Source organism: Acidobacteriota bacterium (genome assembly GCA_034211275.1).
GTDB lineage: Bacteria > Acidobacteriota > Thermoanaerobaculia > Multivoradales > JAHZIX01 > JAGQSE01.
Map to the genome: position 1 here is coordinate 1 of JAXHTF010000100.1, position 24,540 is coordinate 24,540.

Genomic DNA, 24,540 nt, shown 5'->3' on the forward strand with positions numbered 1-24,540 from the left:
AGGGCGACGGCATGCTGCCCATGATGCTCCACGACGGCGAGGCGGCCCAGCGCCTCGACAGCACCCTCGTCTCGCTGCAGCAAACCTCCCAGGAGTTCGCCAACCTCTCTCGCGACCTGCGCAGCGGTGACGGCTTGCTGCCCAAATTGCTCAACGACGACGAATACGCCGAGCAGCTCACCAGCGAGCTTCAAGCCCTGGTGGAGAATCTGCGGCAGGTGAGCGACAAGCTCAACGGCGGCGAGGGCACCGCCGCCCGCCTGATCGACGACCCGGCGGTCTACGAAGCGGTAAACGACATCCTGGTGGGCATCAACGAGTCGCGTCTGCTGCGCTGGTTGATCCGCAATCGGCAGAAGAAGGGCATCGAGAAGCGCTACGACGCGGCCCAAGGGGAAACCGCCGCCGGCGACAGCGGCGCGGCGCGAGAGCCGGCCCTTTCCAACGGCGAGGCTCCCGTAGCGGACCCACCGTGACCGCCGGCCGCGGTTTGTGCCTGCGGCGGATTCGGACTAACATCCCCCATACGCTGGACGACCTGGCGTTTGGAGAGACCAACTCACAATGTGTGCACATATTCTCGTCACCGGCGGTGCCGGATTCATCGGCTCCCATCTGACTCGCCGCCTGCTGCAGCGCGGTGATCGGGTGACGGTGCTGGACAACTTCAACGATTTTTACGATCCCCGGCGCAAGCGGAACAATATCGAGCCGTTCCTGGGGCGGGACGACTACCGCTTGGTCGAAGGGGACATCCGCGACCAGGAGCTGGTGGACGGGCTCTTCGCCGACAGCGACTTCACCGCCGTCGTGCACCTCGCCGCCCGCGCCGGGGTTCGCCCGAGCCTGGAGCAGCCGATCCTCTACGAGGACGTCAACTGCATCGGCACCCTGCGGCTGCTGGAAGCGGCCCGGGCGCACGGTCCGGAGGTCTTCGTCTTCGGCTCGTCGTCGTCGGTCTACGGCATCAACGAGAAGGTGCCCTTCGCCGAGAACGACCCGGTGAACCTGCCCATCAGCCCCTACGCCACCACCAAGCGGGCCGGCGAGCTAATGTGCTATAACTACCATCACCTCTACGGGCTCAAGATCTCCTGCCTGCGCTTCTTCACCGTCTACGGTCCCGCCCAGCGGCCGGAGATGGCGATCCATAAATTCGCCCACCTGTTGGCCCAGGGGAAATCCGTTCCGATGTTCGGCGACGGCTCCAGCCGGCGGGATTACACCTTCATCGACGACATCATCGACGGCGTGGTAGCGGCCCTGGATGCCGCTCCCGGCTTCGAAATCTTCAACCTCGGCGGGGCCGAGACCACCTCCCTCGCGGACCTGGTTCGGTGGCTGGCGGAAGAGCTTGCCGTGGAAGCGGGCATCGAGTATCTTCCCCAGCAACCCGGTGACGTTCCCATCACCTATGCGGACGTCACCAAGGCCGGGCGCCTGCTCGGCTACTCGCCCAAGGTACCCATCCGCGAAGGTTTGAAGCGCTTCGTCGCGTGGTATCGGGAGCACTACACCCCCAATCAGGTCGACACTCCGGTGAGCAGCTGATCCAAGCGGTCTTGGCAGCCGAGCTGCAACGGATCCCCCTCAGAGGACCCCTGCGGAGAGCCTGCCACCGGTCGGAACACTCCGCCGCCGCGCCAATCCACCGAAGGACGGGGATCAGCGCACGAGTTCAACCTAGCGGCCTACGGACCAAATCGAGTAATCCACCATGAACATCTGCGTCGTAGGGAGCGGCTACGTCGGCCTGGTCACCGGAGCCTGTTTGGCAGACTTCGGGATGCAGGTCACCGGCGTCGACAAAGACCGCTCCAAGGTCGAAGCCCTCAGCAACGGTGAAATTCCCATCTATGAGCCGGGTTTGCGCGGCCTGGTGCGCAAGAATATGGCCGCCGGCCGGCTGCGCTTCACCACCGATCTAGGACCCGCCATCGAAGCCGCCCAGGCCATCTTCATCGCCGTCGGCACCCCTTCCAGCGCCGACGGGTCCGCCGATCTCAGCGCCGTGCGCGCCGTCGCCGCCAGCATCGGCCAGCACCTCAACGGCTACAAGGTCATCGTCACCAAGAGCACCGTGCCCATCGGCACCGGGCAGGTGATCGAGGGCATCGTCCGTGGCGAGGCCGGCGACGACGCCCGTTTCGCGGTGGTGAGCAACCCCGAGTTCCTGCGCGAAGGCTCGGCCATCGAGGACTTCATGCACCCGGACCGGGTGGTCATCGGCACCTCCGACCCCAGGGCCCGGGAGGTGATGCTCGACATTTACTCGCCGCTGCGGGTCGCCGACGTGCCCTTCGTGCTCACCGGCGTGGAGAGCGCCGAGCTGATCAAATATGCTTCCAACGGCTTCCTGGCCACCAAGATTTCCTTCATCAACGAGGTCGCCGGCCTGTGCGAGGCCCTCGGCGCCGATGTCGAGGTGGTCGCCAAGGGCATGGGTCTGGACCGCCGCATCGGCCCCCGTTTCCTCCACCCCGGCCCCGGCTTCGGCGGCTCCTGCTTCCCCAAGGACACGCGGGCGGTGGCCCAGATCGCCCGCGACCACGACCAGCAATTCCACATCATCGAAGCGGTCTTGGACGTCAACCAGGCCACCACCCTGCGCATGGTGGACAAGATTCGCCAGGCCGTGGGAGGCCTGGAAGGCAAAACCCTCGGCCTGCTGGGACTGTCCTTCAAGCCCGACACCGACGACATCCGCGAATCGCCGGCGCTGGTGGTGGCGGAGGCTCTGCAGAAAGGCGGCGCGCGGGTTCGCGCCTACGACCCGGCGGCCATGGACGAAGCCCGCCACGAGCTGCCGGACCTGGAGTATTGTGACGACTCCTACCAGGTGGCGCAGGATGCGGACGCACTGGTCATCCTCACCGAGTGGAACCAATTCCGCGCCCTCGAGCTGCGGCGTCTGCGCTCGGCGCTGCGCCAGCCGCTGATCATCGACCTGCGCAATATCTACGAGCCCCAGAAGATGGCCGCCGCCGGCTTCCGCTACGTCTCCGTGGGCCGGCCGGAAGGATGTCCGGAATCTAGTGCCGAAGCGGTGGCCGCGGATCGGAGCGCCGCCTCATGACCACTTCGTTGATCACCGGTGGTGCCGGCTTCCTAGGCTCCCACCTGTGCGAGCGCATGCTCGCCGAGGGACACCGGGTGATCTGCGTCGACAACCTCATCACCGGCCGGCTGGAGAATCTCGAGCACCTGCTGGACCGCGACGACGTGCGCTTCATCGAGCACGACGTCTCCCGTCCCTTCACCGTCGAGGAGCCGGTGGACTACGTGCTCCACTTCGCCTCGCCGGCGAGCCCCATCGACTATTTGGAGCTGCCCATCCAGACCCTCAAGGTCGGCTCCCTGGGCACCCACAACACCCTCGGCCTGGCTCGGGCCCACAACGCCCGCTATCTCCTCGCCTCCACCTCCGAGGTCTATGGCGACCCGCTGGTGCATCCGCAGCCGGAAAGCTATTGGGGCAACGTCAATCCGGTGGGCCCCCGCGGTGTCTACGACGAAGCCAAGCGCTTCGCCGAAGCCATGGCCATGGCCTACCACCGCTACCACGGGCTAGAGATCCGCATCGTGCGCATCTTCAACACCTACGGCCCGCGCATGCGGTTGGGGGACGGCCGGGTGGTCCCCGCCTTCGTCCAGCAAGCCCTGGAGGGCAAGCCCCTGTCGGTCTTCGGGGACGGCAGTCAGACCCGCTCCTTCTGCTTCGTTTCGGACCTGGTGGAGGGCATCTGGCGGCTGCTCCAGAGCGAGGTCTCCGAGCCGGTGAACATCGGCAACCCGCGGGAGATGACCATCCTGGAATTCGCCCAAACCATCGTCGACCTCACCGACTCCGGCAGCAAGCTGAGCTTCCATCCGCTGCCGGTGGACGATCCCAAGACCCGCCAGCCGGACATCAGCCGCGCTCAGGAGGTCCTGGGCTGGGAGCCGGTGGTCGAATTGGAGGAAGGCCTGCGGCGCACCATCGAATATTTCAAGGGTCGCCTGCCCGCAGGGCCCTCATCCGAGGAGAACCGATCCGAGGAGAACAACTGATGGCCAACACCGTCCACTGCTCCCGCTGCGGCCGCGACGCCGCCGCCCTCCCCGCTCCCCCGCTACCCGGCCCTTCGGGCACCGAGATTCAGCAGAAGGTCTGCGCCGACTGCTGGGCGGAATGGCAGAACATGGAAGTGATGGTGATCAACGAGCTGCGCCTGAACTTCATGGACCCCGGCGCCCAGGAAACCCTCGACCGCCACATGCGGGAGTTCTTCGGCCTCGTGTCCCCCGAGGAGGCCAATTCCTCCAAGCTGGAGGATCTGCCCGGTCTGCCGGAACAGCCAAAACCGCCCAAACAGCGCGACGGCGGCTGAAGCCGGGATCTACCGCTTCTCCGCTGCCCATCACCACCAGCTCTCACCGTGGCCTCCACTCCATCAGGATCCGCCCCCGATCCCCAAGCCGCATCTCCTTCCGACGAGACTCCAGCCGAGACACCCCGCTGGCGCGCCTACGCCGGCATCATCCTCTTTCTGCTGCTGATCCTCGGCGCCGCGGCGGCCCTGCGCTGGACCCCGCTGTCTCAATACGCCAACAAAGAGTGGCTCATTGGAGCCTTGGAGGAACTGCGGGGCATCTGGTGGGCACCACTGGTGCTGCTGGCCCTCTACGCCGTGCTGCCGCCCCTGGGATTTCCCGTCAGCCCCATGATCATCGCCAGCGCGGTGGTTTTCGGCGTCTTCTGGGGCTCGGTCTACAACTATCTGGGCTGCATCATCGGCGCCTCCATCAGCTATGAGGTCGCCCGCGGCCTGGGCCGTAGCTTCATCGAGCACATCGCCGGAGACCGGCTGAAACGAGCAGAGAAGCTCATCGACCGCCATGGATTCTGGTCCCTGGTGCGGCTGCGTTTCCTGCCCGTCCCCTTTCCCCTGGTCAACTTCGGCGCGGCCCTGGTGGGAGTGCGCAGGCCTTCCTTCCACCTCGCTACGGCCATCGGCCACATCCTGCCCATCCCCATCTGGACGTACTTCTGGGTGGTGCTCTTCGGAGCCGCGGCGGGAGAGATCGCCAGCGCCGGCCGCAACCTCTTCCTGGCCATGATCCTCTTCCTGACCCTCAGCTTCGCGCCGCGGTGGTGGCAACGCTACAAGCGACGCAAGCGCTTGGAGGAGCTGCGGGAAATGCGTCGGGGCCAGCTTCAGGGCCGGCCCGATCCCGAGGACTGAGCTCTCCGTCTCAGCTGGCGAAGATCCGCGCTGGGTCCTGGAAGGATTTGAATTCCAACCCGTTGCCGCTGGGATCCATGATGAAGAGGGTGGCCTGCTCCCCCGGCTCGCCGGGAAAGCGAATGTGGGGCTCGATGAGGAAGCGCACCTTGGCGCCCTTCAGCCGATCCGCCAGCTCATGCCACTGATCCCACTCGAGAATCGCTCCGAAATGACGCACCGGTACCTGCTTGCCGTCCACCGTGTTGGTGCTGGTGGCGATGCGGGCGGGATCCAGCGCCATGGTCGACACTTCTTCCGGCGCCAGATGAGCCGTGACCTGGTGGCCGAAGAAGTCGAAGTCGATCCAGCGCTCGCTCTCGCGGCCGACGCGGCAACCCAGTAGGTCGACGAAGAACTTTCGGGTGGCTTCCAAGTCGTGGACTGGGAAGGCGAGGTGAAAGGGTGGTTGGGACATGGCGCTCATTCCTCGCTGACGATCGTGTTGGGGAGTTCTAGTCATCCTACCGCGAAGCAGCACCGCCGGAGGTAGGCTATCCACCACCATGGATCCCCATCCCCGCCGCCGAATCCCGATTCTCCGCCTCCTGGCCACCGCCGCCCTGGTGCTGAGTCCTTTTGCCGCCTCCGCCGACCGCCTGCGTCTCGACTACCACCGCCTCGCCCTTCCGGCAGCTCCCTCGGTGGTGGTGCCGGCGGATCTGGACGAGGACGGCATCCAGGACCTGGTGATCGTCGTCGCCACCACCCGCTGGGACCGCATCGGCGTCCAGGAGTCGGTGTCCGTGGGAGACGTCGCCGTGGATCGTGCCGAAGGGAAGGACGGCGGCGAGGCAGGCGATGGAGACGACTCTGCCACCGTGGAAGGCCTGGTGGAAGTGCTGACGGTGATCCCGGCGCTCCTCGACCAGCGCCAGCTACTCTTCTACCGCGGTCTCCCCGACGGCGGCTACGTGCTGGGAGCCGAGCCCCTGGATCTGGAGACCCCACCGCTGGAAACTCCAGTGCTCTCGGTGTTGGCAGGCCCCTCGGGAACGCCGGTGGCGGCGCTCACCGACGACGGCCTGGCGGCAGTGGAGCTGAGGCCGGAGGCCAGCGCCCTGCCCCGCCTCGGGCTGCAGCCGGTGGTCGAATATCCGCCGGTCTTCGCCGGCAGCGGCTCCTTTGTTCCCGGCCTCGAGCTGGTGCACGACCTGGACGGCGACGGCGAGGAAGATCTGCTGCTGCCGGCGCGAGAGGGGCCGGCGGTCTTCCTCGCGGCGGAGGCAGGACTCTCCTCCGCTCCCGCCTGGACGCCCGCCGGGGCGCCGCCAGGCTCCGGCACCGCGGCTCTTCTCGAAGGCCAGCGCTCCCCCGACGGCCGCCGGTGGATCTATCCGCTGCCGAAGATCCAGGATCTCGACGGCGACGGCCGGCCCGAGCTGCTGGTGGCGGACCCGGACCATGGCTGGGATCACTTTTCCCTCCTCCCCAACCTGGGAGAAGGGCGGTTCGGCGCCGCCGTCAGCCCGCTGGTAGAGCCCTCGGCGGAGGACGCCGGCAGCAACGCTGAAGATCTCGCCGAAGATCCGGAGCCTCGGGTGGTCCACATCGGCGATCTGGACGGTGACGGCGTGGCCGAGGTGGTGACGGTGCAGGCGCCGGCCTTCGAGGATGATGCCGGCCTGCGCCGCTCTCTCCAACGGGCCAAGCGGCCGGTGCAGACCTATCGCTTCTATCACCTGCAAGAGGGCCGGGACCGAGCCGCTCAGCCCTATCTGGAGCTCGAGGCGGAGGGCTACGCCTTCGCCCCGGCGGCCGGCGGAGCGGACGAGGATGGCCCGCCGCCACCCCCCGGAGGGTTTCTGGATCTCAACGGCGACGGCCGTCAGGATCTGGTCACCATCACCCTCGACTTCTCCATGTTCCAGGCCCTCAAAGTGCTCACCGTGCAGCGGTTGAGCATCGGCCTTGACTTCCACATCTGGTGCCAGGAGGCAGACGGCGGGTTCCGGCGGGTGCGGGGGCTCGATCTCGCCGGCCGCCTCAAACTCAATCTCAACGACCTGCGCCGCTCCAGCCTGTCCCAATTCGCCGGCGACTTCGACGGCGACGGCCGCGCCGACTTCGTCCAGATGGGCCGGGGCCGTACGGTCACCATCCACCGCGGCGGAGACGACTGCGGCTATGCACCGGACCCCGATCTGTCTCTGCGGCTGGCGGAGGAGCCCCGGGATCTGAGCCTGGTGCAAATCCGGGATCTCGACGGCGACGACCGCGCCGACCTGCTGGTGATCCAGCCCGGTCGCGCCGACGAGGCGGGGGTGACGCCGCCGGTACAGCTCGACCTCTATCTGAGCCGCCGCTCTCTCAGCCCCCGGCCCGGGCAGCCGCCCCCGAAGCCTACGAGAGAGCCGACGCCATGAACGTCATCAACCCGACGGGCGAGAGCCGTCGGCGGCGGAGTCTGGTGGCCGGCCGCGGCCTCGCGGTGATCCTCGGGCTGGGACTGCTCCTCGCCCAGGCCTCCGCACAAGCCCAGGCCACCGGCCACCGCAGCCTCACCTTCGATCTGCCGGCGGATCTGCTGGCGGCGGCGGTCACCGATGCAGCGACCGACTCGGCCTTCGACGAACGACCACGGCAGATCCTATGGCTGCTCCTGGCCGGAGACGGCGGTCCGCCAACCCTCCATCGTCTGGACTCGGGGGTGTGGGACCGGGGAATCGAGACGCTGGAGCTCGCCCTGGATGCCGAGGTGAACGAGCTCGCCGCCGCCACCAGCGCCGACGACAACGGCGAGACGGCCTGCCGCCTGCTGGTGGGCAAGCCGGGAGTGATCTTCGAGTTGCCTATCGAAGCTCCTGATCGGCCCGCCGCAGCCCTCGTCCAGCGCTTGGCTGGCCCCGGCGTCGAGCTCACGGCGCGCCCTCGGCCGAGTCTCACCGGCTTCGTTCCCTCCATGGAGAGCTGGCCGCTGGTTTCGGTAGGGAGCCTGGAGCTTCGGAACTTGAGCGCCGGCGATGGGGTGGGCCGAGGGGTGGAGGAGGCCTACCCGCTACCGGTGGATGCCCGCCGTAGCGGCTTGGCGCTACGGCTGACCAGTCCGCCGGTGAGCGCCCTTCAACGCGCCGCCAGCCGGCCCGGCATGGGCCCCGGTATGGAAACGCTCTTCGTTGCCGGCCCCGAGGCCTTCGGTGAACGCCGGCTGCGCACGCTCCTCCTCAACCCCTCCGGTGCGAAGGCCTTCCAGGGTACGGACCCGAGCCACGAGAACTCTGACGGCGCGGAGCCGTCGGACGAACCTCTGGCAGCATGGTCCCAACTGCCGGACCCGGAGGAAGTGGCGGAGGCCTGGTTCGCCCTGATGGACGGCCGCCCGCGGCTGCTGGTGAGTACCTTCCGCACCGACCGGGTGGGGATCTTCGACAGCCGCCAGCTACGCCTCTTTCCCTTGGAGCCGGACCGCCGCCGCGCCGGCCGGCCACCGGTGCTCGCGGTGGGCACCGCGAGCCGCCGCTGGCAGGCTCTAGGCCCCGCCATCGCCGACCTCGACGACGACGGCCAGGACGATCTGCTGCTGCTCCAACCCAAGGGCCTGGAGGGTGACGAGCTACTGGCGGAAGCCTACACCGGCGACGGCCGGGGCGGCTTCTCCCGACGACCGCGCAGGAGCGTACTGCCGGTGGCGAGCGACGGCATCTGGCAGTTCGGCGATGACCTCGACGGTGACGGCCGGGGGGACCTGGTGGTACTAGGGCAAGAGGGCCTGGCAGCCTTTGCGGGCATCGCCCATCGCCACCGGCGCCGGGTCTTCGCCTCTGAGCCGCTCTGGCGCCTGCCGGTGACGGCGAGCGCTTCCTCCCGGAACACAGCGGATGACGATGGCCCCGGCGAGGCAGCCAACGATCGTTTCTCGGGGCGGCAGCCGCGCCTGTTCACCCTCGACCTGGACGGCGACGGACGGCGGGAAGCGATCCTCTTGGCGCCCAAACCCATCGGCACCTCCGGTGGGGGGACCCATGTTCTGGTGGTCGCTACCTCACCCCACCCTTGAACTATCCCTCCCAACCCCCACCCGGTATGAGAGACTGGAGACGAGGTCGCTGGCGCGGTCCTTCGAAGGGTCGGGCTGGCAATCGTCAACCACCCGAAGAGGAGGTTCTTCGATGAGCGTACCGACCAAGGAAGACATCCGCAGCCTGAGCTCTGCCGCTGAATTCCCTTGCATCTCCATCTTCTTTCCGACCATCAAGGCCGGCCCCCAGACCCAGCAGAACCACATCCGGATGAAGAATCTCCTTCGCCAGGCCGAGACTCAGCTCGAGGCCCAGGGAGTGGATGAGGCTCAGCGGGACAAGCTGCTCCAACCCGGCTGGGCGATGGTGGAGGATCAGGATTTCTGGCAGCATCAGAGCGACGGTCTGGCGGTCTTTCTCGGTCCCCAGGTCCAGAAGCGCTATCGAGTGCCCCGCAGCCTCGAAGAGCTCGTCGTGGTGGGAGAACGCTGGCACATCACCCCCTTATTGCCGCTCCTCTCCGGGGATGGCCACTTCTACATCCTGGCTCTGAGCCAGAACCGCGTTCGGCTGATGGAGGCGAATCGGGAGAGCGCCCGCGAGATCGACCTCCGGGACATCCCCGAGAGCCTGGCCGACGCCCTGGGCTACGACCTCACCCAGCGCACCCTGCAATTCCACACCGGCGCCCCCACCAACCGCGGCGGCAACGGCGGTTCCCGGCGGGCCATGTTCCACGGTCACGGCGCCGGCAACGAGGACAACAAAGAAGAGATCTCTCGCTTCTGCCACCGCGTCGACGACGGCGTCCGCAAGCTGCTCAAAGACACCCGCACTCCCATGGTGCTGGCGGCGGTGGACTATCTGATTCCCATCTACCGAGAGGCGAGCAAATACCCCAACCTCATCGCCGGCGGCGTCGAGGGCAATCCCGACGACTCCTCGGCGGAGGAGCTCCAGGCCAAGGCGTGGAAGCTCGTCGAGCCCTACTTCCTGGAGGAGCAGGAGCAGGCGGCGCAACGCTTCAGCGAGCGCGCCAGCACCGGTCAGGGCAGCCACAACCTGCAGGAAGTGGTGCTGGCGGCGGTGGACGGCCGGGTCGAAACCCTCTTCGTGGCGGTGGACGAGCACCGCTGGGGGCACCTGGACGTGCAGGATCGGGCGGTGCGGCTGGACGAGGCGGCCAACGGCGAAAACGAGGACCTCATCGACCGGGCGGCGCTGGAGTGCTTGCTCCACGGCGGCTCGGTCTATGCCACGGCCCGCCAGCGGGTGCCCGACGGCGCTTCCGTCGCCGCCCTCTATCGCTTCTGAAGCGCTGCTGAGGAGCTCCTGAGGCAACGCCGATGCCGGAAACCGGACACTCCCAGCACCCCCAGTTGATCTTCGACGGTGACTGCGGCTTCTGTACCCGCTGCGTGCTCTGGCTGGAGCACCGGCGGGTCGCGCCGTTGGTTTCCATCCCCTGGCAGAATGCCGACCTGGAGGCCCTGGGCCTGACCGAGGAGCAGACCCGCGAGGCGGTTTGGTGGGTGTCGGAGGAAGAGCGGGCTCGGGGCCATCGGGCGGTAGCCCGCAGCCTGCAGGGTTGCCGGCGCCCGTGGCCCCTGCTCGGGGCGCTGCTTCTGCTGCCGCCCCCCTTCGCCTGGTTCTACGCCGCCGGTTACCGCTTGGTGACCCACCTGCGCGGCTACCTGCCGGGCACCACTCCCGCCTGCCGCCGGCCTAGCTGGCCACCGGAACAAGCCCGAAAGAACTAGTCCTCGTCCGCCCGCGCCAGGGTTCGTTGCACCTCCGGCTCGTCGATCATCAACACGGTGCCGCGGGCCGCCACCTTGGCGGGATCGAATTCATAGTCCCGGATCACCCGCCGGAACGCTTCTTTCAGAGCCCGGGCGCCCAGCCGCGGCCGCGCCGCCGCTTCCTGGGCGATGCGCCGCACCGCCGCCGGCGAGATGGCCAGCTCCAAACCCTGGCTGGCGAAATAGTGCTGGGCGTGTTCCAGGCTCGAGTCGGAACCATCGAGGAAGATCTGCATCAACTCCTCCACCCCCAGGTCCTGGAGCAGGACCACGGCGTCGAAGCGCGAGAGAAACTGCGGGCTCATGCCGTAGTCGAAGAGGTCGTCGTAGGTCAGCCAGTCCCGCAGATGGAATTGCAGCTCCTCCCGCAGCTTGCCGTCCTCCACCACCGTCACCGCCTGGAGCGCCCCCTTGTCGCGGCCGATGGTGACCCGGTCGTAGACCGAATCGTAGAGTCCTTCGAAGGCTCCCCCGGCGACAAAGAGGATGCCGCTGGAGTCCACCCGTACCTCGCGGCCACCGGCCGTCTCGTCTCCACAGGCCCACGAGGGCAGATGGAAGGGCACCGACTCGTTCTCGATCAGGGTCAGCAACGCCTCCTGGGCTCGAATCCCCGCCGCGTGCAGCTCATTCCCCACGTGGGAGCGGATCTTGTCCACCTCGTCGACGAAGACGATGCCGCCGGAGACCCGCTCCAGCAGCGCTTCCGTCGATGCCTCCGGCCCCAGCTGCTCCCGAGCCCGCTCCAGCAGCTGGCGTAGGACCACCTCACCGGCCTGACCACCCTCGGTGGCCTCCGCCAGCACCTTGGCGTGAAAGCGCACCACCGTCGAGCGGGCGGCCCGGCGCGGGTCTTCCGCCAGAAAGGCCTCCACCGACCGCATCAGGGTGGTCTTGCCGGTACCCGAAGAGCCGATGAGCAGGATGTTGCCGGTATGGACTCCCGCCAGATGCTTGGCCAGGGCCACCGCCATCTCCCGCACCGCCTCCTCCTGACCGATGACGCGGCGGCCCAGGGCGCGAGCGATCTCCGCCGGGGTGAGGGGGGCCGTGGCCCGGGCTTCAGACGAGGGCTCCGGCGGGGCGCCGGACGGAGACTGGGGACTGGTAGCTTGGCTCATGCTCGGGATTCTACCGCCGCGGGCGGCGGAAGCCGCGGATTCATCGACCGCTGCCGGGCCGGAACCCGGCAGCGGTCCTCGGACTCTAGATTCTAGTAATACACGCAGCAGCCACCGACGCAGCTGGGGAAGGGGCGATCCCAGTAGACGGGACAGACGAAGGGGTTGCCGGTGGGGCAGGTGTACTGGCAGGAGAGCTCCTGGACGTCCGGAGTGGCCAGAGGATTGTCCAGGCCGAGCAGATCACCGGCAGCCGCCGGCTCTACTTCTGCCGTCTCCGGGAATGCCGTCTCTGGGGATGCCGTCTCTGGGGATGCCGGCGGAGCCGGCTGGACCGAGGCCTCGGCATCGGGAAGATCGACGGCAGGGGCCTGCGCCGCCAGCGGGGCGGCGAATCCGGTGATCACCAGCAGAGCCAGGGCGAGGATGGAAGCTGAGAATTTCATGAGAACCTTTCTGCGCACAGCGCTCAATGGATAATACTAGCGATATATCATAATTTCTTAATGAAAGGTAGATCTTCGCCCTCTCAGCATCTTCCCCGGCCTGTTAAAATCCCCGTCATGCTCAAATCGGCTGAGTCCCCCTGCCGCCGTCCTCATCGAACCTTCTTGCTCCTTCTCTGCTGCCTCGGTCTGTTGATCGGGCTCAGCCCTTCGCCAGCCCATGCCGGCAAGCTCGAGCGGGACCTGGAAGAGGCCCAAAAGCTCCTCGACGCAGGCCAGCCCATCGAAGTGCTGCACCTTCTCGACCCCTGGATTCAAAAGCAGAAGCCATCGGCCCAAGCGCTGCTGTTGAGCAGCACCGCGCGCCTCATGGCCGGCGACGTGGAGCGCGGCCGCCAGCAGCTGGAACAGAGCCTCGCCGCCGACCCGACGCTGCGCCAGGGCTGGCTCAACCTCGGGGCATTGCACGTCGCCGACGAAGCCTGGGACGCCGCCCTGCAGGCCTTCGAGAAAGCCGAGAAGCTCGATCCCCAAGCCGACGACAACCACCTCAACATCGGTGCCGTGCGGCTGCTGCGGGGCGAGCTGGAGCCCGCCGCCGCCCGCTTCCAGCGCTATCTGCAAAGCCAAGAGGCCCTCGGCACCGAAGCCGCGGCGCAGGGCCACTACCTGGTGGCCTCCAATTACGCCGTGGCCGGCTACACCCGCCTCACCGTCGAGCATCTGGCCCAGTGCTTCCGCCTGCAGGAGCGCTATCGGCTGCGGGCCCGCACCGACGCCACCTTCGACCCGCTGCGCGCCGAGCGGCTCTTCCAGCAGCTCCTGGAGCGCGACCTCTATGCACCCCCGAAGGGCACCCTGAGCGCCCGCAAGACCTTCGACACCGCCTACGACGCCACCGACGGGCGGCTCCTGGGTGCGGTCATCGACGCGCTCCAGGAAGCCGGCATGACCTTCGAGTCCCGGGTCGAGGTCGCCCCTTCCTGGGCGCTGGTGTGGGGCGAATGGCGCATCAAGGTCACCAACGCCGCCGAGGGCCAAGGGCTGGTGGAGATCACCGCGGCTCCCGCAGGTTGGACCGAAGAACGCTGGCGCCAGCGCACCCAGAGCCTGTTCCAACGCATCTCCGACCAACTCGACCGCTGAGCAGGCGCCTCCACGTCATGGACCTCCCCCCCATCCCCCTGATCATCCTGGGCGGCCGCGACCGCCGCCGGTCGCAGCTTCCCGACCAGGACGACGGTCAACAGCCGCTGAAGGGCTACAAGGCGGTCGAGCTGCGCATCGGCGACCGGCCGTTGATCTGCCACGTCCTCGACCGCTGGCGCGCCACCGGCGCCTTCGATCCGATCTTTGTGGCCGGTCCCGCCCAGCGCTATCGAGACGTTTGTCCCGGCGTCGAGCTGGTGGATACGGACGGAGATTTCGGTCAGAACATCCGGACCGGTCTGGAAGCGGTGATCGCCCGCTGCGGGCGCTGCACCACCGCCGTCACCACCTGCGACGTGCTGCCGGTGGAGAGCGAGCTGGCAGTGCTGCTGGAGGACTTTCGACAGCGCTCACCGCTGGATTTCTGGATGCCCCAGATCCGGGTGCCCACCGATCCCCACCGCCTCGGTGCCTCGGAGTGGAAGCCGCGCTACCGCATCGCCCCCCGGCGCGGCGAAGAGCCCGAAGAGACCCTCCCCGGGCACCTGGTCATCGCCGACGTGGCCGCCGTGCGCTTGGACCTGATGTACCGCATGTTCGAGCTCGCCTACCGTACCCGCAACCATCCGGTGGCCTACCGCAAGCGGGTCATCGCCCGCACCCTGCTCTTCTGGTTGGTCTCCCGGGACCTGCGCAGCATCCTGCGGCTGCAGCTGCCCACCCTCACCTTCCAGGCCGTACGCTATGGCACCGCCCTCGCCCGCGACCTCGCCGGCGGTACTATCGACGCGGATCGCCTGGCCCAGCTGGTGCACAAGCTCTACATTCGCCGTCCCCATCGGCGAAACTATCCCCAACGCCGGGGCTTCATGCCCGTTCTCGACGGGCTGTCTCTGGCCAAGGACATCGACACCGAAGGGGAAGCGCGGGAGATCGCCGAGCAGGTGGCTCAGGCCGCAGCGCCCAGACCCTAAACCCCAGGCCCTAGACCCACAACCCAAGAGCCGAACCTCGACATCCAAGCGACCAGCATCCAAGACAGCCCCGGATTCAACAACCTGGCACCGCCTTCCACCACTCACCGACCGGCCTGTGCCGGCAGGAGCCGACCCATGAGCACCAACCGCGAGCTGAGCCGCATTTTCGACCAGATCGCTTCCGCCCAAGAACTATTGGGAGCCAACCGCTTCAAGATCGCCGCCCACCAGCGGGCGGCCCGGCTGCTGCGGGATATGACCCGCGAGGTCGATGATCTGGTGGCAGAGGATCCCGACGATCGCATGGGCCAGCTCACCGCCATCGACGGCATCGGCAAGGGCCTGGCGGAGAAGATTCTCGAGTATTTGGATAGCGGCGAGATCTCCGAGCACCAGGAGCTGCTGGAGAAGGTGCCACCGGGGCTCTTCGATGTCTTGGAGGTTCCGGGGCTCGGCCCCAAGGCGGTGAAGCTCATGTGGGACGAGCTGGGCATCGCGTCGGTGGACGACCTCAAGGCCCAGCTCGATTCCCCCGAGCTGGCGGCTCTGCCGCGCATGGGGGCCAAGACCATCGACAACATCAAGAAGGCCATCGCCTTCGCCGAGAGCAGCGGCGACCGCGTTCCCCTGGGTATGGCCCTGCCGCTGGCGAAGGAGCTGGTGGAGGCTCTGGAGTCGGTGGACGGAGTGCGCCGGGTGGACTACGCCGGCAGCCTGCGGCGGGGCCGCGAGACCATCGGCGATCTGGACTTCCTGGTCGCCTGCGACGACCCAGCGGCGGTGCGCGACCGCTTCACCAACCTCCCGGCGGTGACCCAGGTCCTGGCCAAGGGGGAGACCAAGTCGTCGGTGCGCCTGCAAAGCGGCAAGGTGGCAATCCAGGCGGATCTGCGTATCGTCGACGCCGACGCCTACGGCGCCGCTCTGCTCTATTTCACCGGCTCCAAGGAGCACAATGTGCGGCTCCGCGAGCTGGCGATCCAGAAGAATCTGCGGCTGAACGAGTACGGCCTGTTCGAGGGAAAGGAAGAGCGTCCCCAGGAGCGGGGAGAGAAGCCCGTCGCCGCCGCCGAGGAAGCCGAGATCTACCAGGCCCTGGGGCTGCCCTACATCGCGCCGGAGCTGCGGGAGGACCGCGGCGAGCTGGACTCGGTGCCGGAGCACCTCATCGAGCTCGGCGACATCCGCGCCGAGCTCCACGCCCACACCACCGCCAGCGACGGACGCCTATCCATCGTCGAGCTCGCCGAGGCAGCCAAGAGCCGCGGCTTCCACACCCTGGCGGTGACGGATCACTCCCAGAGCCAGGTGATCGCCAACGGTCTCTCGCCGGACCGCCTGCGCAAGCACATCGACGCCGTGCGGGAAGCCAACGAGAAGGTCTCCGGCATCGAGGTGTTGGCGGGCTCGGAGGTCGACATCCTGGCCGATGGCAGCCTCGACTATGACGACGAGCTGCTGGCTCAACTGGACGTGGTGGTGGCCTCCCCCCACGCCGCCCTGCGCCAGGATCCGAAGACCGCCACCGAGCGCCTGCTCACCGCTCTGCGCCACCCCCTGGTGCACATCCTCGGCCATCCCACGGGTCGCCTCATCGGCAAGCGCGAAGGCCTGTCACCGGATATGGACGCCCTCTTCGCAGCCGCCGCGGAGCACGACGTAGCCTTGGAGCTCAACGCCAACTGGCACCGCCTGGACCTGCGCGACATGCACCTCCGCGGCGCCCTCGCCGCCGGCTGCAAGATCGCCATCGACACCGACGCCCACGACTCCCCCCACTTCGATTTCCTAACCTACGGCATCCTCACCGCCCGCCGCGCCGCCATGACCGCGGACGCCTGCATCAACGCGTGGAGCGCCAAGAGGCTGCATGGGTGGTTGAAGTCGAAGCGGTAGGCCAACCTCCCACAACAAGAAACCCCCACCACCCAAAGGCAGCGGGGGCCCAGAGACTCGGCGACCAGCGCCGGGCGCGGGGAAGTGCGTTTAGCGCGCGGCGATGAGGTCGGCGCGGGAGAAGAAGAAAGCGAGCTCCTGGGCGGCGTTCTCCGGGGAGTCGCTGCCGTGGATGGCGTTGCGCTCGATGTCGGTGCCGTAGAGGTTGCGGACGGTGCCGTCCTCGGCCTTGGTCGAGTCGGTGGCGCCCATCACCTCGCGCAGCTGGGCGACGGCGTTGTCACGCTCCAGGGCGGCGGGGATCACCGGGCCGCTGGTCATGAACTGCACCAGGTCGTTGTAGAACGGGCGCTCCTTGTGCACCTCGTAGAAGGCCTTCGCCTGGTCCTCGGTGAGGCGCAGCATGCGCAGGCCGCGGACGGTGAAGCCGTGTTTTTCGAGCAGGGCCAGGATGTTGCCGGCATTGCCGGCGGCGACGGCGTCGGGCTTGATGATGGTCAGAGTCGTTTCCATGATCTATTTCCTCGATGATGAATCGTTCACGGGTTGATGGGGTTGGGTTCGCCCAGTGGCACGACCCGGAAGCCGACCCTCGGGCGATGCGAGTCGTGGGAGACTCGAAATCTCTCAGCGTAAATTCTAGGAAGCGAGGGGCGGCGGCGCCACGCCCTCGCCGAGAAGCTCGAAATCGCTGTCGGCGTCGCTCAAGGTGAGGATCGAGCCGACGATCTCCACCGCACCGTCGGGCCCCAGCAGCAGCGCCGAGCCGGCGGGCAGACCGACACCCCAGCGCACTCCCGGCTGCGTCATCAGCTGCCGCAGCCGGCGATCGTGGCCGGGGTCGAAGTTGGTGTCCAACACGCCGCCGGGCAGCCAGCCCAGCCCTTTCAGCGGCTCTCCCCGCAGACCGCGGGCCCACTCGCCGCAGGCCTGGGCGGCGGCAGCGTTGGCGGCGACCACGCCGCCACGAGCCACCACCTCCTGCAAGGCCTCCTCCACCGCCGACTGGGCCACCGCCTCCAGCAGCTGGTCGGCGACGCCGCCGCCCAGATAGACGGCGGCGCTGTCGAGCACCCGGCTGCGATTGCGGCGGCGACGGGCGTCCCGGGTGCGATAGACCGGAATAATCTCCAGCTCGCGGTCGAAGACCTCGTCCAAATAGTCGGCGAAATACTCTCCGTACTCGGTGGAGCCGCTGGCCGCCGGCAGAAAGCCCACCGGGCCCTCGCCGGCGCGCTCCAACCACGCGCGGTCCGCCGCTTCGGTCTCGCCGAAGCTGAACTCACCGCCGCCTAGCAGTGCCAGCCAGCCGTCGCCGGGAAAGCGCTGATGGCTGCTGTAGCGGCAAAGGTATACCGGCACTCGGGCGCCAAGGTGGCGTCAAAGCAGCTTGAATCAGGGGACGTTCCCGTTTGATGCGTGCTAAATCTGCTTGATTGGGCGTCACATAGCGTTTATTTTTCAGGGTGATATGTTGGGTCTTATATTTTTTATCAACCACCTGGAATGAATAACTGGCGCCAGTACGTTGCTCAACAAGTGTATAAGTCCCTGGCGCAGTATTCAGCGGCACGCCGACCAAAGCCACCCAGTGTTGTTGCGTGCGTAAAACTAAGACCCGCTGTTGTTGATAGACGATGTGGGGTGGTGTTGTGCCTTGTTGATACAAAGGCACCCAAGCAATGCCACCGGGCACACTGGGTTTTTGGGCTAAAGCCATTAATTGAGGCGGTAAGGTCTGAGTGGGTTCAACACGAACTGCTGGGGGTAACGGTTTGCCTTGGGCCGGTACGGGCAGAGGTACTGCAATCACTTCATCGATTTGTTGTTCACGGATAGGGTTATTTGCCGGCAGGATAGGCACCTGTTGGACAGATGGCGGTGGTTTTTGTTGCACACAAGCGCTGATACCTAAGATCAGCACTAAATAGATCTGTTGACGCATATTAATATCTCAGCCATTGATTGAGAAAATCAACCGTCAGTTGCCAGGTTTCTTCCGTTATTTCACTATCATAATGAGGGCTTTGAGGATTAGCAAAACCATGTTCTGCTTCATAACTGTAACAGGTTAACGTTTTACCCGCATCAGTCATCGCATATTCCAAAGCAGTTTGTTTATCTGGCCAACTGCGTTCAGTTTCTGAAAAAATTGCTAATACAGGCCCTTTAAGTACAGTAGCATTTTGTTTATTAAGAATAATACGACAATAAAACAATACTATTGCATCAACATATTCAGGATTATGAAGTACCGCATGTTGTGCTTGTAAACCGCCAAACGACCAGCCTAAGACTGCAATTTTACGTTGCGGGGCTTGCAATTGTTGCAAAGCGGTTTGCAATTTCCGGTTTGCCACTTCTTGAACCACATTACGCATGCACTCACCAGCCTCTTTAGCATCCACTGGCTGCCGACCTTCATAAAGATCGATGACGAGAGCACGAAAACCAAGCTGAGCAAACTGTTCAGCCCATTGAATATTGTAATCCCGCAGGCCCCACCAATCATGAATAATCAATACACCTTGAGTTGCCTGCTCAGAACCAAAAGTATAAGTTTCAAATGTTTCACCAACAGGGGTGGTTAATGCCATCAACAACTGCTCCGCAGTTTTATGAATAACAGGGATAACGGTCTAGGGTGTTACCGAACCCATTTTTTTATTTCCCGAGAGTAGCAATCACTTCCAGGAATGTCAATATTTTAGCTCATTAAACATAGCTTAGGGCGCAAATTGCCGCGGCAAACTCTATCATCATGACCACTTAAACTCAAGTCGATTAGCTGTTTTTTACACACTTGAAACGGTTGGGCGCAAGAAAGGGATTTTGTGACTTTTTCAGAGATTATTGATATTCAATCAATCCGCTCATAGCGGATAAAAAGTTGTTTTCGTTGACGATATTGATATCAAAGGTACTCGACAATCCTGAGCGTTTATCATCAGCAACATCGGATACTAACAACAAAAAATTTTTTTTATCAAACTTTAAGCGTTTACATAATTCTTTATATTTATTAATAGAAGCGCGAAACTCACCGGCTTTACATTCAATCCATAAGGGAATTTCGTCATTGATCAGAAAAAACAGATCAAGTTCATAGTGATCTTCATTGGGCAAATGAATATGAAAATGACGCAAACAAGAAAATTTAAGCTGTTTGTCAACTAACCAAGAGGCTATTTTCATAAATGCAAACCATTCTAACCATTCACCATTAAAGAAATTAACGATTTTAGGTTCTGTTTGCAAAACCAAACGCACGCGTTTATCGGCTTTTTCATTAAAATATTTAGCAACAAAAGCATGATCATAAAGTGCTTTACAAAATGCCTTAATCACTTGAATATCCCGTTGACTGTGCGCAGAGAGATTAAAATTGGCTTTGCTATAGCCTTTAGCTTGAAGCTGTTTTATTTTATTACTGATTTCTTTTAAAATTTGATAATTATCACCCAATTGCACAGCAATCTCATCAAAAAAACCCCCAATATCAACATCTTTTTGATCATAATTCACTTTAATATTTCGAGCCGCAAACCATTGGATGACGCCATCAAAGTGACGCAATGCCGGAGAGGAAGGCATATTGGCAAAAGCATAACCTTGATGCACTTTAGAATGATGAGCAGGTGGTGGCAAAGTGGATTTAAGTTCGAGCAGTTCTGTTGTTAACTGATTAACCTGTTGAAGCAGTTGTTGAACCAAGGCCACGGTATTATGTACTGAGGTGACTTGTTGACAGGATGGACATTTAACTTTTTTATCCTGATATTGGTTGGCGACTTCACGTAAATGTCCACAGGCATCACATTGCAACAACGCCATTGTTGACTACCTCCCAATTCAGTTTCAGATTATTAATATGTTAGGATTATGCCCAAAGGTCAATGAAAAGTAAAGGGTTAAGGATTTGTATTAAATATAAAAAATGAGGTTATATTTTTCTATTATTATATTCATTGTTATCTTCAATATTATGCAAACAATCACTTTTAACGGTTATCCCTAAAACGCTGCTACAGCCCAAACAGCAAAATGCGGATCTTTCTTCTGCCCCACCCCACAGGCACCAGACTGCAGATACAGCGCCCAAGCCCAATCGGGTTCATATAAACTGGTGGTTGAAGACCAATAAATCGGTTGTACGGCTTCAAAAGAATGTTCTTGAGGTAGTGCCGGCGCGTGCTGCCCACAATCTACCAATGATTCTAACTCATTAATTGTCGGCAATCGCCAAGTAGCACGACCATCAAACTGATCTCGATTCATCTGGGCAATTACGGCTAAGGCTTCAGCCCAAGTTGTTACACCATCAGCATTATTAGCGTATCTTGACCAAATCACTTGGGTTAACTGATCAAGGACACCCTGTTCAGATGTCATCACAAATCGTGTCTGCGGCCAATGAACCCCCTGATCAGAAAATGCTACATTAGGGATACGTTGACCCTGGGCATCATAAGCCTCAAGCTGACCGGTTTTGGGTAAGCAACTGGTGCCACGAACGGGCCACACCATATAACTGTGTTGCTTATCACCATAAAACATACGTCCACCTGCCATATGGACATACCAAGCAAACGCCGGTTGACTATGTGCGCTGCTACAGCTCCAATACCAACTTTGAAAAACAGCATGAAAAGGATGGGCTAATGGTAACGCGGGTTTTGCTGTTTGATAACTGATTAAACTGCGTAGTTCGCGACGATTCGGTAACCGCCAATCGTGATTGTTGGCATAATTGCGTTGATTCAGGGTGTCAATAAAGGCTAAAGCTTCTACCCAAGTTAGGGGAAATTCTGCAAGATTAGCTTGTTGTAGCCACCATAATCCGGTTAACTGATCCAAAACCTGTTGGTCTTGAACTACAAAACGGGGTTGCGGCCAAGGTTGGCCCACTTGAAATTCAGCATCTTGACCACTACCACGACAGGCAATCGGCTCACCTTGGGTATTATGACAGCTGGTTTGACCACTATTTAAAATATATTGGCTCATCAGTTATCCGATCCTAATAGTTGGGCGATTGTGATTAATAAATTTTCTATATAAATCGGCTTAGTTAAATAAGCATCACATCCCATTTGATAAGCATACGCTTGGTCTTGGGTTAAATGAGAATTAGAGAGTGCAATGATGGCTTGCTTAAAGCCTTGAGCGCGTATCTGAGTTATCATTTCATAATTTTGAATGGATTGTATATCGAGCAATAAGAGCTGTGGCTGTATTTGCAGCGTCATCTCAATGGCTTCATCGCCATTACGCATACACATGACCTGATAACCGGCTTCTTCTAAATAAATTTTAATTAATTTACTTATTTCATTGTTATTATCAGCAATTAAAATATCTACTTGACATGTATCATCATAGGATTCTGAGTGCGCTGCAGGGGCTGCTATTGTGCCCTGAAATAAAAAAGCTTGGCCAGCATTTAGGGAGTCAATCTGTAACTGCCCCCCCATCCGCTGGATAAGTTGACGACTGACAGTAGTATTGACTGAGGAGAAGACCTCAGTATTTGAAGTGGGGTTAACAAGGGCGCCAGTAATACTAAATTCCAGTCGCTGCGCGTGCCAAGCGAATGTCAGTTGAATGATGCCTTGGGTGGTTAATTTAAAGGCTTGTACAATTAAATCAATTAAAATTTGCCGTACATATAATTCATCAATTAATAAGGTAGGGAGATTTTGAGCCAGTCGAATATCAAGTCGTCCCGGTGGGGATGAGCCTTCCGGTTGAAACAAGGTTATTAAATCAGTCACTAATTGTTTTATTTCACATGGGATTGGTTGTAATTGAATGTCGGTTAGTTCGGTTTTGGTTTGTTCTAAAATATTATCGACAAGTTGTAAGACTTGATTGACTTTGGTTTGCATCAAAACAAACGGGTCAGTTTGCTGATTTTTTAAATGCTTAATAACATCACAAACTTGCGTATCATTCATCCATGAAGTCAATGAAGTGTGTAGTGTTTGTGATAATTGAGTGAGCAGACGTTGTTGATTTAAACTTGCTTGCTCTAAGCGTTGTTTATCTTGAGCGAGAATTTTGCGGGTGGTTTCTAATTCTTGAAGTAATCGACTTTGGCGATAGGTCAGTAGGCTGAGATTATTCACCTGTTGTTGCATCTTTTGTTGACGTTCATAGTCCACAGTGGCATCAAGCAACAAAACCCAAGTTATTGCTGTTGTGGGAATAATATGTACATGGGCATAATGACCTTGTTCTATGGCTAAAAACCGAAGTATTTGGGTGTGAGTGACCGGCAATAAACCTTCGAGAAAACTGACTTGCTCGGTTATGGGCAAGCCAAGGGTTAATTCCGCTAAACCAAAATGACGCCAATGACCGCCAAAGTCTATTAAATCCCCTGTGGCATCAATTTTGAGATAACTGATTAGAGTTGTTGATAACCATAAGGAACGCAAATATCTAGCAAGTGTTAATGGAATGTGAGCAGCCACGAGGTTTCAATTATTCAGATTCATTAAACGTTAACAATTTGAAGCGCTAAGTATAAAAAGGCATCTTCAACGCCAAGTCCGGTTCTGGCACTGGTTTGAGTTAATTGCCAACCTTGCTGGGTTTTTTCGTCAATAAGCTTTTGATTAATTTCCCATTGTTCATGCAGATCGGCCTTATTTAATAATAATATAAATGGTTTTTCACCGATTTGCGTGGTCACGGCCTGTTTCAGATTCAAGGCATTGTGCCAAGTAGGTAAACGCGTACCATCAACCACTAATAAAAAACCTGCTGCACCACGAAGATAAGAAGCAGTCGTGGTGGTCAAAGCATGACTACCGGCAATATCCCATAAAATGAGTTTAATTTGATGATTATTAGGTAAATTAACGATCTTGGTATCAATTTTAACACCCACTGTGGTTAAATATTTCTCTGAAAATGTCTGCCGCACAAATCGAGTCACCAAACTGGTTTTGCCCACAGAAAAGTCGCCAATCATACAAATTTTTTTTTGTAACATTTCGTATTAGATACCGTTTAAAGTGGTTGTGCACATGATATGCGCCGGATTTTAAAAATCAATCCTGAGAGACGGTAACCGTTAAAGTAACATTTCTGTGCGTCGGCTGGGGTTGGTATTCCCCAAAGCGAATCTGAGCAGGTAAGGTCTTGACTAAATAGTGCGCATCGATACCGCGTTCAATTAAATGATTCATAACAATCTGTGCCCGTTGTTGGCTCAAGTGTTCATTGTACGCTTGATTGCCTAAACCGTCAGTATTGCCGGTAATCTGAATCTGTAGTGGTTGTGCGCGTGCAGTTGTCAAAGCAATGAGGTGTTGTATTGATTCAACTAATTGTTTCATCTTTTTTTCTTGATTTGCAATCAGCTCATGGCCCTCTGAAAAATACAGTAGGGTATCCTCAATTTTCTTGATGAGTTTAGCTCTGAGCTGTTCGGCATCATATAAGGCTGTGGTATCATAATTGACTAATGCTCTTTGGGCTTGCTTAAATTGAGGCAATTGGTGTTGTAAGCGCTCAAAGGTGCTTGAATTGACATAACCCCTGAGGATTAATAGACCTTTATTAACGGTCATCGTCACCGTGGGCGGAGGCATTAAGTGTTGTTGGGCCTGAGTGAGCAAGAAATTATCCGTGTCCTTGAGTTTATCATGGTTAACCTGTTGAGTGCCGGCCAAATAAGAGGCCGCTTGCAAGGCTTGTTCTATCCAATCTTTGGGTGCATAACCTTGAAGATAAACTATATTATCTTTTAGCCACAGCTGAACACTGGCAGGTGGGGCCAAGCGCTGTTGCAGGCGTTTTTCAATAAAGCGCGGCGTTAAATCCTGAAATAATGCCCATTGCATGTCAATCTCCGTCAATTGGAATTGTTCAACAATGGTTTGGGGATCGGGTGCTAATGGATCCCGAAGCCCGTTG

At 60.6% G+C, this 24,540-nt stretch carries 25 protein-coding genes; 13 read left to right on the forward strand and 12 right to left on the reverse strand.

Features of this window, described 5'->3' with window-relative positions:
• From SX243_15385 to SX243_15410, 6 genes are all read left to right on the forward strand, one after another.
• Positions 1-476 (forward strand): hypothetical protein (locus SX243_15385; protein ID MDY7094352.1); only part of this gene is annotated, 476 nt, incomplete at its 5' end.
• 88 nt (positions 477-564) lie between these two features.
• Positions 565-1,551: a GDP-mannose 4,6-dehydratase gene (locus SX243_15390; protein ID MDY7094353.1), complete on the forward strand. Its 987-nt coding sequence runs from the start codon at positions 565-567 to the stop codon at positions 1,549-1,551.
• Positions 1,552-1,717: 166 nt separating this feature from the next.
• The gene (locus tag SX243_15395; protein MDY7094354.1) at positions 1,718-3,076 is read left to right on the forward strand and encodes a UDP-glucose/GDP-mannose dehydrogenase family protein; all 1,359 of its coding nucleotides are present in this window, start codon (positions 1,718-1,720) and stop codon (positions 3,074-3,076) included.
• On the forward strand, positions 3,073-4,050 hold the full coding sequence (locus SX243_15400; protein MDY7094355.1) for a UDP-glucuronic acid decarboxylase family protein: 978 nt from the start codon (positions 3,073-3,075) through the stop codon (positions 4,048-4,050). Before SX243_15395 ends, SX243_15400 begins: the two co-directional genes overlap by 4 nt.
• The gene (locus tag SX243_15405) at positions 4,050-4,370 is read left to right on the forward strand and encodes an oxidative damage protection protein (GenBank protein MDY7094356.1); all 321 of its coding nucleotides are present in this window, start codon (positions 4,050-4,052) and stop codon (positions 4,368-4,370) included. The genes SX243_15400 and SX243_15405 overlap by 1 nt, the downstream gene beginning before the upstream one ends.
• A gap of 48 nt (positions 4,371-4,418) precedes the next feature.
• On the forward strand, positions 4,419-5,225 hold the full coding sequence (locus tag SX243_15410; GenBank protein MDY7094357.1) for a TVP38/TMEM64 family protein: 807 nt from the start codon (positions 4,419-4,421) through the stop codon (positions 5,223-5,225).
• A 10-nt stretch (positions 5,226-5,235) separates the two neighbouring features.
• Here the strand turns inward: SX243_15410 and SX243_15415 are convergent, their stop codons facing one another.
• Positions 5,236-5,682, reverse strand: coding sequence for a VOC family protein (locus SX243_15415; protein ID MDY7094358.1), 447 nt, complete (start codon positions 5,680-5,682; stop codon positions 5,236-5,238).
• Positions 5,683-5,770: 88 nt separating this feature from the next.
• Here SX243_15415 and SX243_15420 point away from each other — a divergent pair, with 88 nt between their 5' ends.
• The 4 genes from SX243_15420 to SX243_15435 all read left to right on the forward strand — a co-directional run bounded on the left by SX243_15420 (position 5,771) and on the right by SX243_15435 (position 10,983).
• Entirely contained in the window at positions 5,771-7,630 is a 1,860-nt protein-coding gene (locus SX243_15420) for a VCBS repeat-containing protein (GenBank protein MDY7094359.1), read from the forward strand.
• Positions 7,627-9,261 (forward strand): hypothetical protein, encoded by a 1,635-nt coding sequence (locus SX243_15425; protein ID MDY7094360.1) that lies wholly within the window; start codon positions 7,627-7,629, stop codon positions 9,259-9,261. The genes SX243_15420 and SX243_15425 overlap by 4 nt, the downstream gene beginning before the upstream one ends.
• Positions 9,262-9,373: 112 nt before the next feature.
• Positions 9,374-10,537, forward strand: a complete 1,164-nt coding sequence (locus tag SX243_15430; protein ID MDY7094361.1) for a hypothetical protein — start codon at positions 9,374-9,376, stop codon at positions 10,535-10,537.
• Positions 10,538-10,569: 32 nt separating this feature from the next.
• Complete coding sequence (locus SX243_15435) at positions 10,570-10,983, forward strand: DCC1-like thiol-disulfide oxidoreductase family protein (GenBank protein MDY7094362.1); 414 nt, start codon at positions 10,570-10,572, stop codon at positions 10,981-10,983.
• On the opposite strand, the gene SX243_15440 is transcribed toward SX243_15435, so the two are convergent.
• Entirely contained in the window at positions 10,980-12,146 is a 1,167-nt protein-coding gene (locus SX243_15440) for an AAA family ATPase (protein MDY7094363.1), read from the reverse strand. The two genes, SX243_15435 and SX243_15440, sit on opposite strands and share 4 nt — an antisense overlap.
• Positions 12,147-12,238: 92 nt before the next feature.
• Positions 12,239-12,592 carry a hypothetical protein gene (locus SX243_15445; protein MDY7094364.1) on the reverse strand — a complete coding sequence of 118 codons (354 nt, stop codon included), beginning with the start codon at positions 12,590-12,592 and terminating at the stop codon, positions 12,239-12,241.
• Positions 12,593-12,757: 165 nt separating this feature from the next.
• Between SX243_15445 and SX243_15450 the strand changes: the two genes are divergently transcribed.
• The 3 genes from SX243_15450 to polX all read left to right on the forward strand — a co-directional run bounded on the left by SX243_15450 (position 12,758) and on the right by polX (position 16,614).
• Positions 12,758-13,738, forward strand: a complete 981-nt coding sequence (locus SX243_15450; protein MDY7094365.1) for a hypothetical protein — start codon at positions 12,758-12,760, stop codon at positions 13,736-13,738.
• Between the two features lie 17 nt (positions 13,739-13,755).
• Positions 13,756-14,715: an NTP transferase domain-containing protein gene (locus tag SX243_15455; protein MDY7094366.1), complete on the forward strand. Its 960-nt coding sequence runs from the start codon at positions 13,756-13,758 to the stop codon at positions 14,713-14,715.
• A gap of 138 nt (positions 14,716-14,853) precedes the next feature.
• Positions 14,854-16,614 (forward strand): DNA polymerase/3'-5' exonuclease PolX, encoded by a 1,761-nt coding sequence (gene polX, locus SX243_15460; GenBank protein ID MDY7094367.1) that lies wholly within the window; start codon positions 14,854-14,856, stop codon positions 16,612-16,614.
• Between the two features lie 90 nt (positions 16,615-16,704).
• Here the strand turns inward: polX and ndk are convergent, their stop codons facing one another.
• The 9 genes from ndk to SX243_15505 all read right to left on the reverse strand — a co-directional run.
• On the reverse strand, positions 16,705-17,127 hold the full coding sequence (ndk, locus tag SX243_15465) for a nucleoside-diphosphate kinase (GenBank protein ID MDY7094368.1): 423 nt from the start codon (positions 17,125-17,127) through the stop codon (positions 16,705-16,707).
• A gap of 126 nt (positions 17,128-17,253) precedes the next feature.
• Positions 17,254-17,976, reverse strand: coding sequence for a Type 1 glutamine amidotransferase-like domain-containing protein (locus SX243_15470; GenBank protein MDY7094369.1), 723 nt, complete (start codon positions 17,974-17,976; stop codon positions 17,254-17,256).
• Complete coding sequence (locus SX243_15475) at positions 17,897-18,559, reverse strand: hypothetical protein (protein MDY7094370.1); 663 nt, start codon at positions 18,557-18,559, stop codon at positions 17,897-17,899. The genes SX243_15470 and SX243_15475 overlap by 80 nt, the downstream gene beginning before the upstream one ends.
• Position 18,560: 1 nt before the next feature.
• Positions 18,561-19,211, reverse strand: a complete 651-nt coding sequence (locus SX243_15480) for a dienelactone hydrolase family protein (protein MDY7094371.1) — start codon at positions 19,209-19,211, stop codon at positions 18,561-18,563.
• Positions 19,212-19,464: 253 nt separating this feature from the next.
• A complete protein-coding gene (locus SX243_15485; protein ID MDY7094372.1) occupies positions 19,465-20,448 on the reverse strand; it encodes a hypothetical protein in 984 nt (327 codons plus the stop codon).
• A 180-nt stretch (positions 20,449-20,628) separates the two neighbouring features.
• Positions 20,629-21,621 (reverse strand): DUF1566 domain-containing protein, encoded by a 993-nt coding sequence (locus tag SX243_15490; protein MDY7094373.1) that lies wholly within the window; start codon positions 21,619-21,621, stop codon positions 20,629-20,631.
• On the reverse strand, positions 21,621-23,090 hold the full coding sequence (locus SX243_15495) for a response regulator (GenBank protein MDY7094374.1): 1,470 nt from the start codon (positions 23,088-23,090) through the stop codon (positions 21,621-21,623). The genes SX243_15490 and SX243_15495 overlap by 1 nt, the downstream gene beginning before the upstream one ends.
• A gap of 23 nt (positions 23,091-23,113) precedes the next feature.
• Positions 23,114-23,614, reverse strand: a complete 501-nt coding sequence (locus tag SX243_15500) for a Rab family GTPase (GenBank protein ID MDY7094375.1) — start codon at positions 23,612-23,614, stop codon at positions 23,114-23,116.
• 58 nt (positions 23,615-23,672) lie between these two features.
• The coding region (locus SX243_15505) for an OmpA family protein (protein ID MDY7094376.1) at positions 23,673-24,540 on the reverse strand (868 nt) is incomplete at its 5' end.

What these genes read in the sequence shown, in the direction of transcription:
- SX243_15455 (MDY7094366.1), top strand. Translation starts at nt 13,756, where the DNA reads ATGGACCTCCCCCCCATCCCCCTGATCATCCTGGGCGGCCGCGACCGC.
- SX243_15430 (MDY7094361.1), top strand. Translation starts at nt 9,374, where the DNA reads ATGAGCGTACCGACCAAGGAAGACATCCGCAGCCTGAGCTCTGCCGCT.
- SX243_15440 (MDY7094363.1), bottom strand. Translation starts at nt 12,146, where the DNA reads ATGAGCCAAGCTACCAGTCCCCAGTCTCCGTCCGGCGCCCCGCCGGAG.
- SX243_15480 (MDY7094371.1), bottom strand. Translation starts at nt 19,211, where the DNA reads ATGGCATTAACCACCCCTGTTGGTGAAACATTTGAAACTTATACTTTT.
- SX243_15490 (MDY7094373.1), bottom strand. Translation starts at nt 21,621, where the DNA reads ATGAGCCAATATATTTTAAATAGTGGTCAAACCAGCTGTCATAATACC.
- SX243_15415 (MDY7094358.1), bottom strand. Translation starts at nt 5,682, where the DNA reads ATGTCCCAACCACCCTTTCACCTCGCCTTCCCAGTCCACGACTTGGAA.
- SX243_15475 (MDY7094370.1), bottom strand. Translation starts at nt 18,559, where the DNA reads ATGCGTCAACAGATCTATTTAGTGCTGATCTTAGGTATCAGCGCTTGT.
- SX243_15420 (MDY7094359.1), top strand. Translation starts at nt 5,771, where the DNA reads ATGGATCCCCATCCCCGCCGCCGAATCCCGATTCTCCGCCTCCTGGCC.
- polX (MDY7094367.1), top strand. Translation starts at nt 14,854, where the DNA reads ATGAGCACCAACCGCGAGCTGAGCCGCATTTTCGACCAGATCGCTTCC.
- SX243_15500 (MDY7094375.1), bottom strand. Translation starts at nt 23,614, where the DNA reads ATGTTACAAAAAAAAATTTGTATGATTGGCGACTTTTCTGTGGGCAAA.
- SX243_15390 (MDY7094353.1), top strand. Translation starts at nt 565, where the DNA reads ATGTGTGCACATATTCTCGTCACCGGCGGTGCCGGATTCATCGGCTCC.
- SX243_15485 (MDY7094372.1), bottom strand. Translation starts at nt 20,448, where the DNA reads ATGGCGTTGTTGCAATGTGATGCCTGTGGACATTTACGTGAAGTCGCC.
- ndk (MDY7094368.1), bottom strand. Translation starts at nt 17,127, where the DNA reads ATGGAAACGACTCTGACCATCATCAAGCCCGACGCCGTCGCCGCCGGC.
- SX243_15435 (MDY7094362.1), top strand. Translation starts at nt 10,570, where the DNA reads ATGCCGGAAACCGGACACTCCCAGCACCCCCAGTTGATCTTCGACGGT.
- SX243_15445 (MDY7094364.1), bottom strand. Translation starts at nt 12,592, where the DNA reads ATGAAATTCTCAGCTTCCATCCTCGCCCTGGCTCTGCTGGTGATCACC.
- SX243_15395 (MDY7094354.1), top strand. Translation starts at nt 1,718, where the DNA reads ATGAACATCTGCGTCGTAGGGAGCGGCTACGTCGGCCTGGTCACCGGA.
- SX243_15425 (MDY7094360.1), top strand. Translation starts at nt 7,627, where the DNA reads ATGAACGTCATCAACCCGACGGGCGAGAGCCGTCGGCGGCGGAGTCTG.
- SX243_15405 (MDY7094356.1), top strand. Translation starts at nt 4,050, where the DNA reads ATGGCCAACACCGTCCACTGCTCCCGCTGCGGCCGCGACGCCGCCGCC.
- SX243_15400 (MDY7094355.1), top strand. Translation starts at nt 3,073, where the DNA reads ATGACCACTTCGTTGATCACCGGTGGTGCCGGCTTCCTAGGCTCCCAC.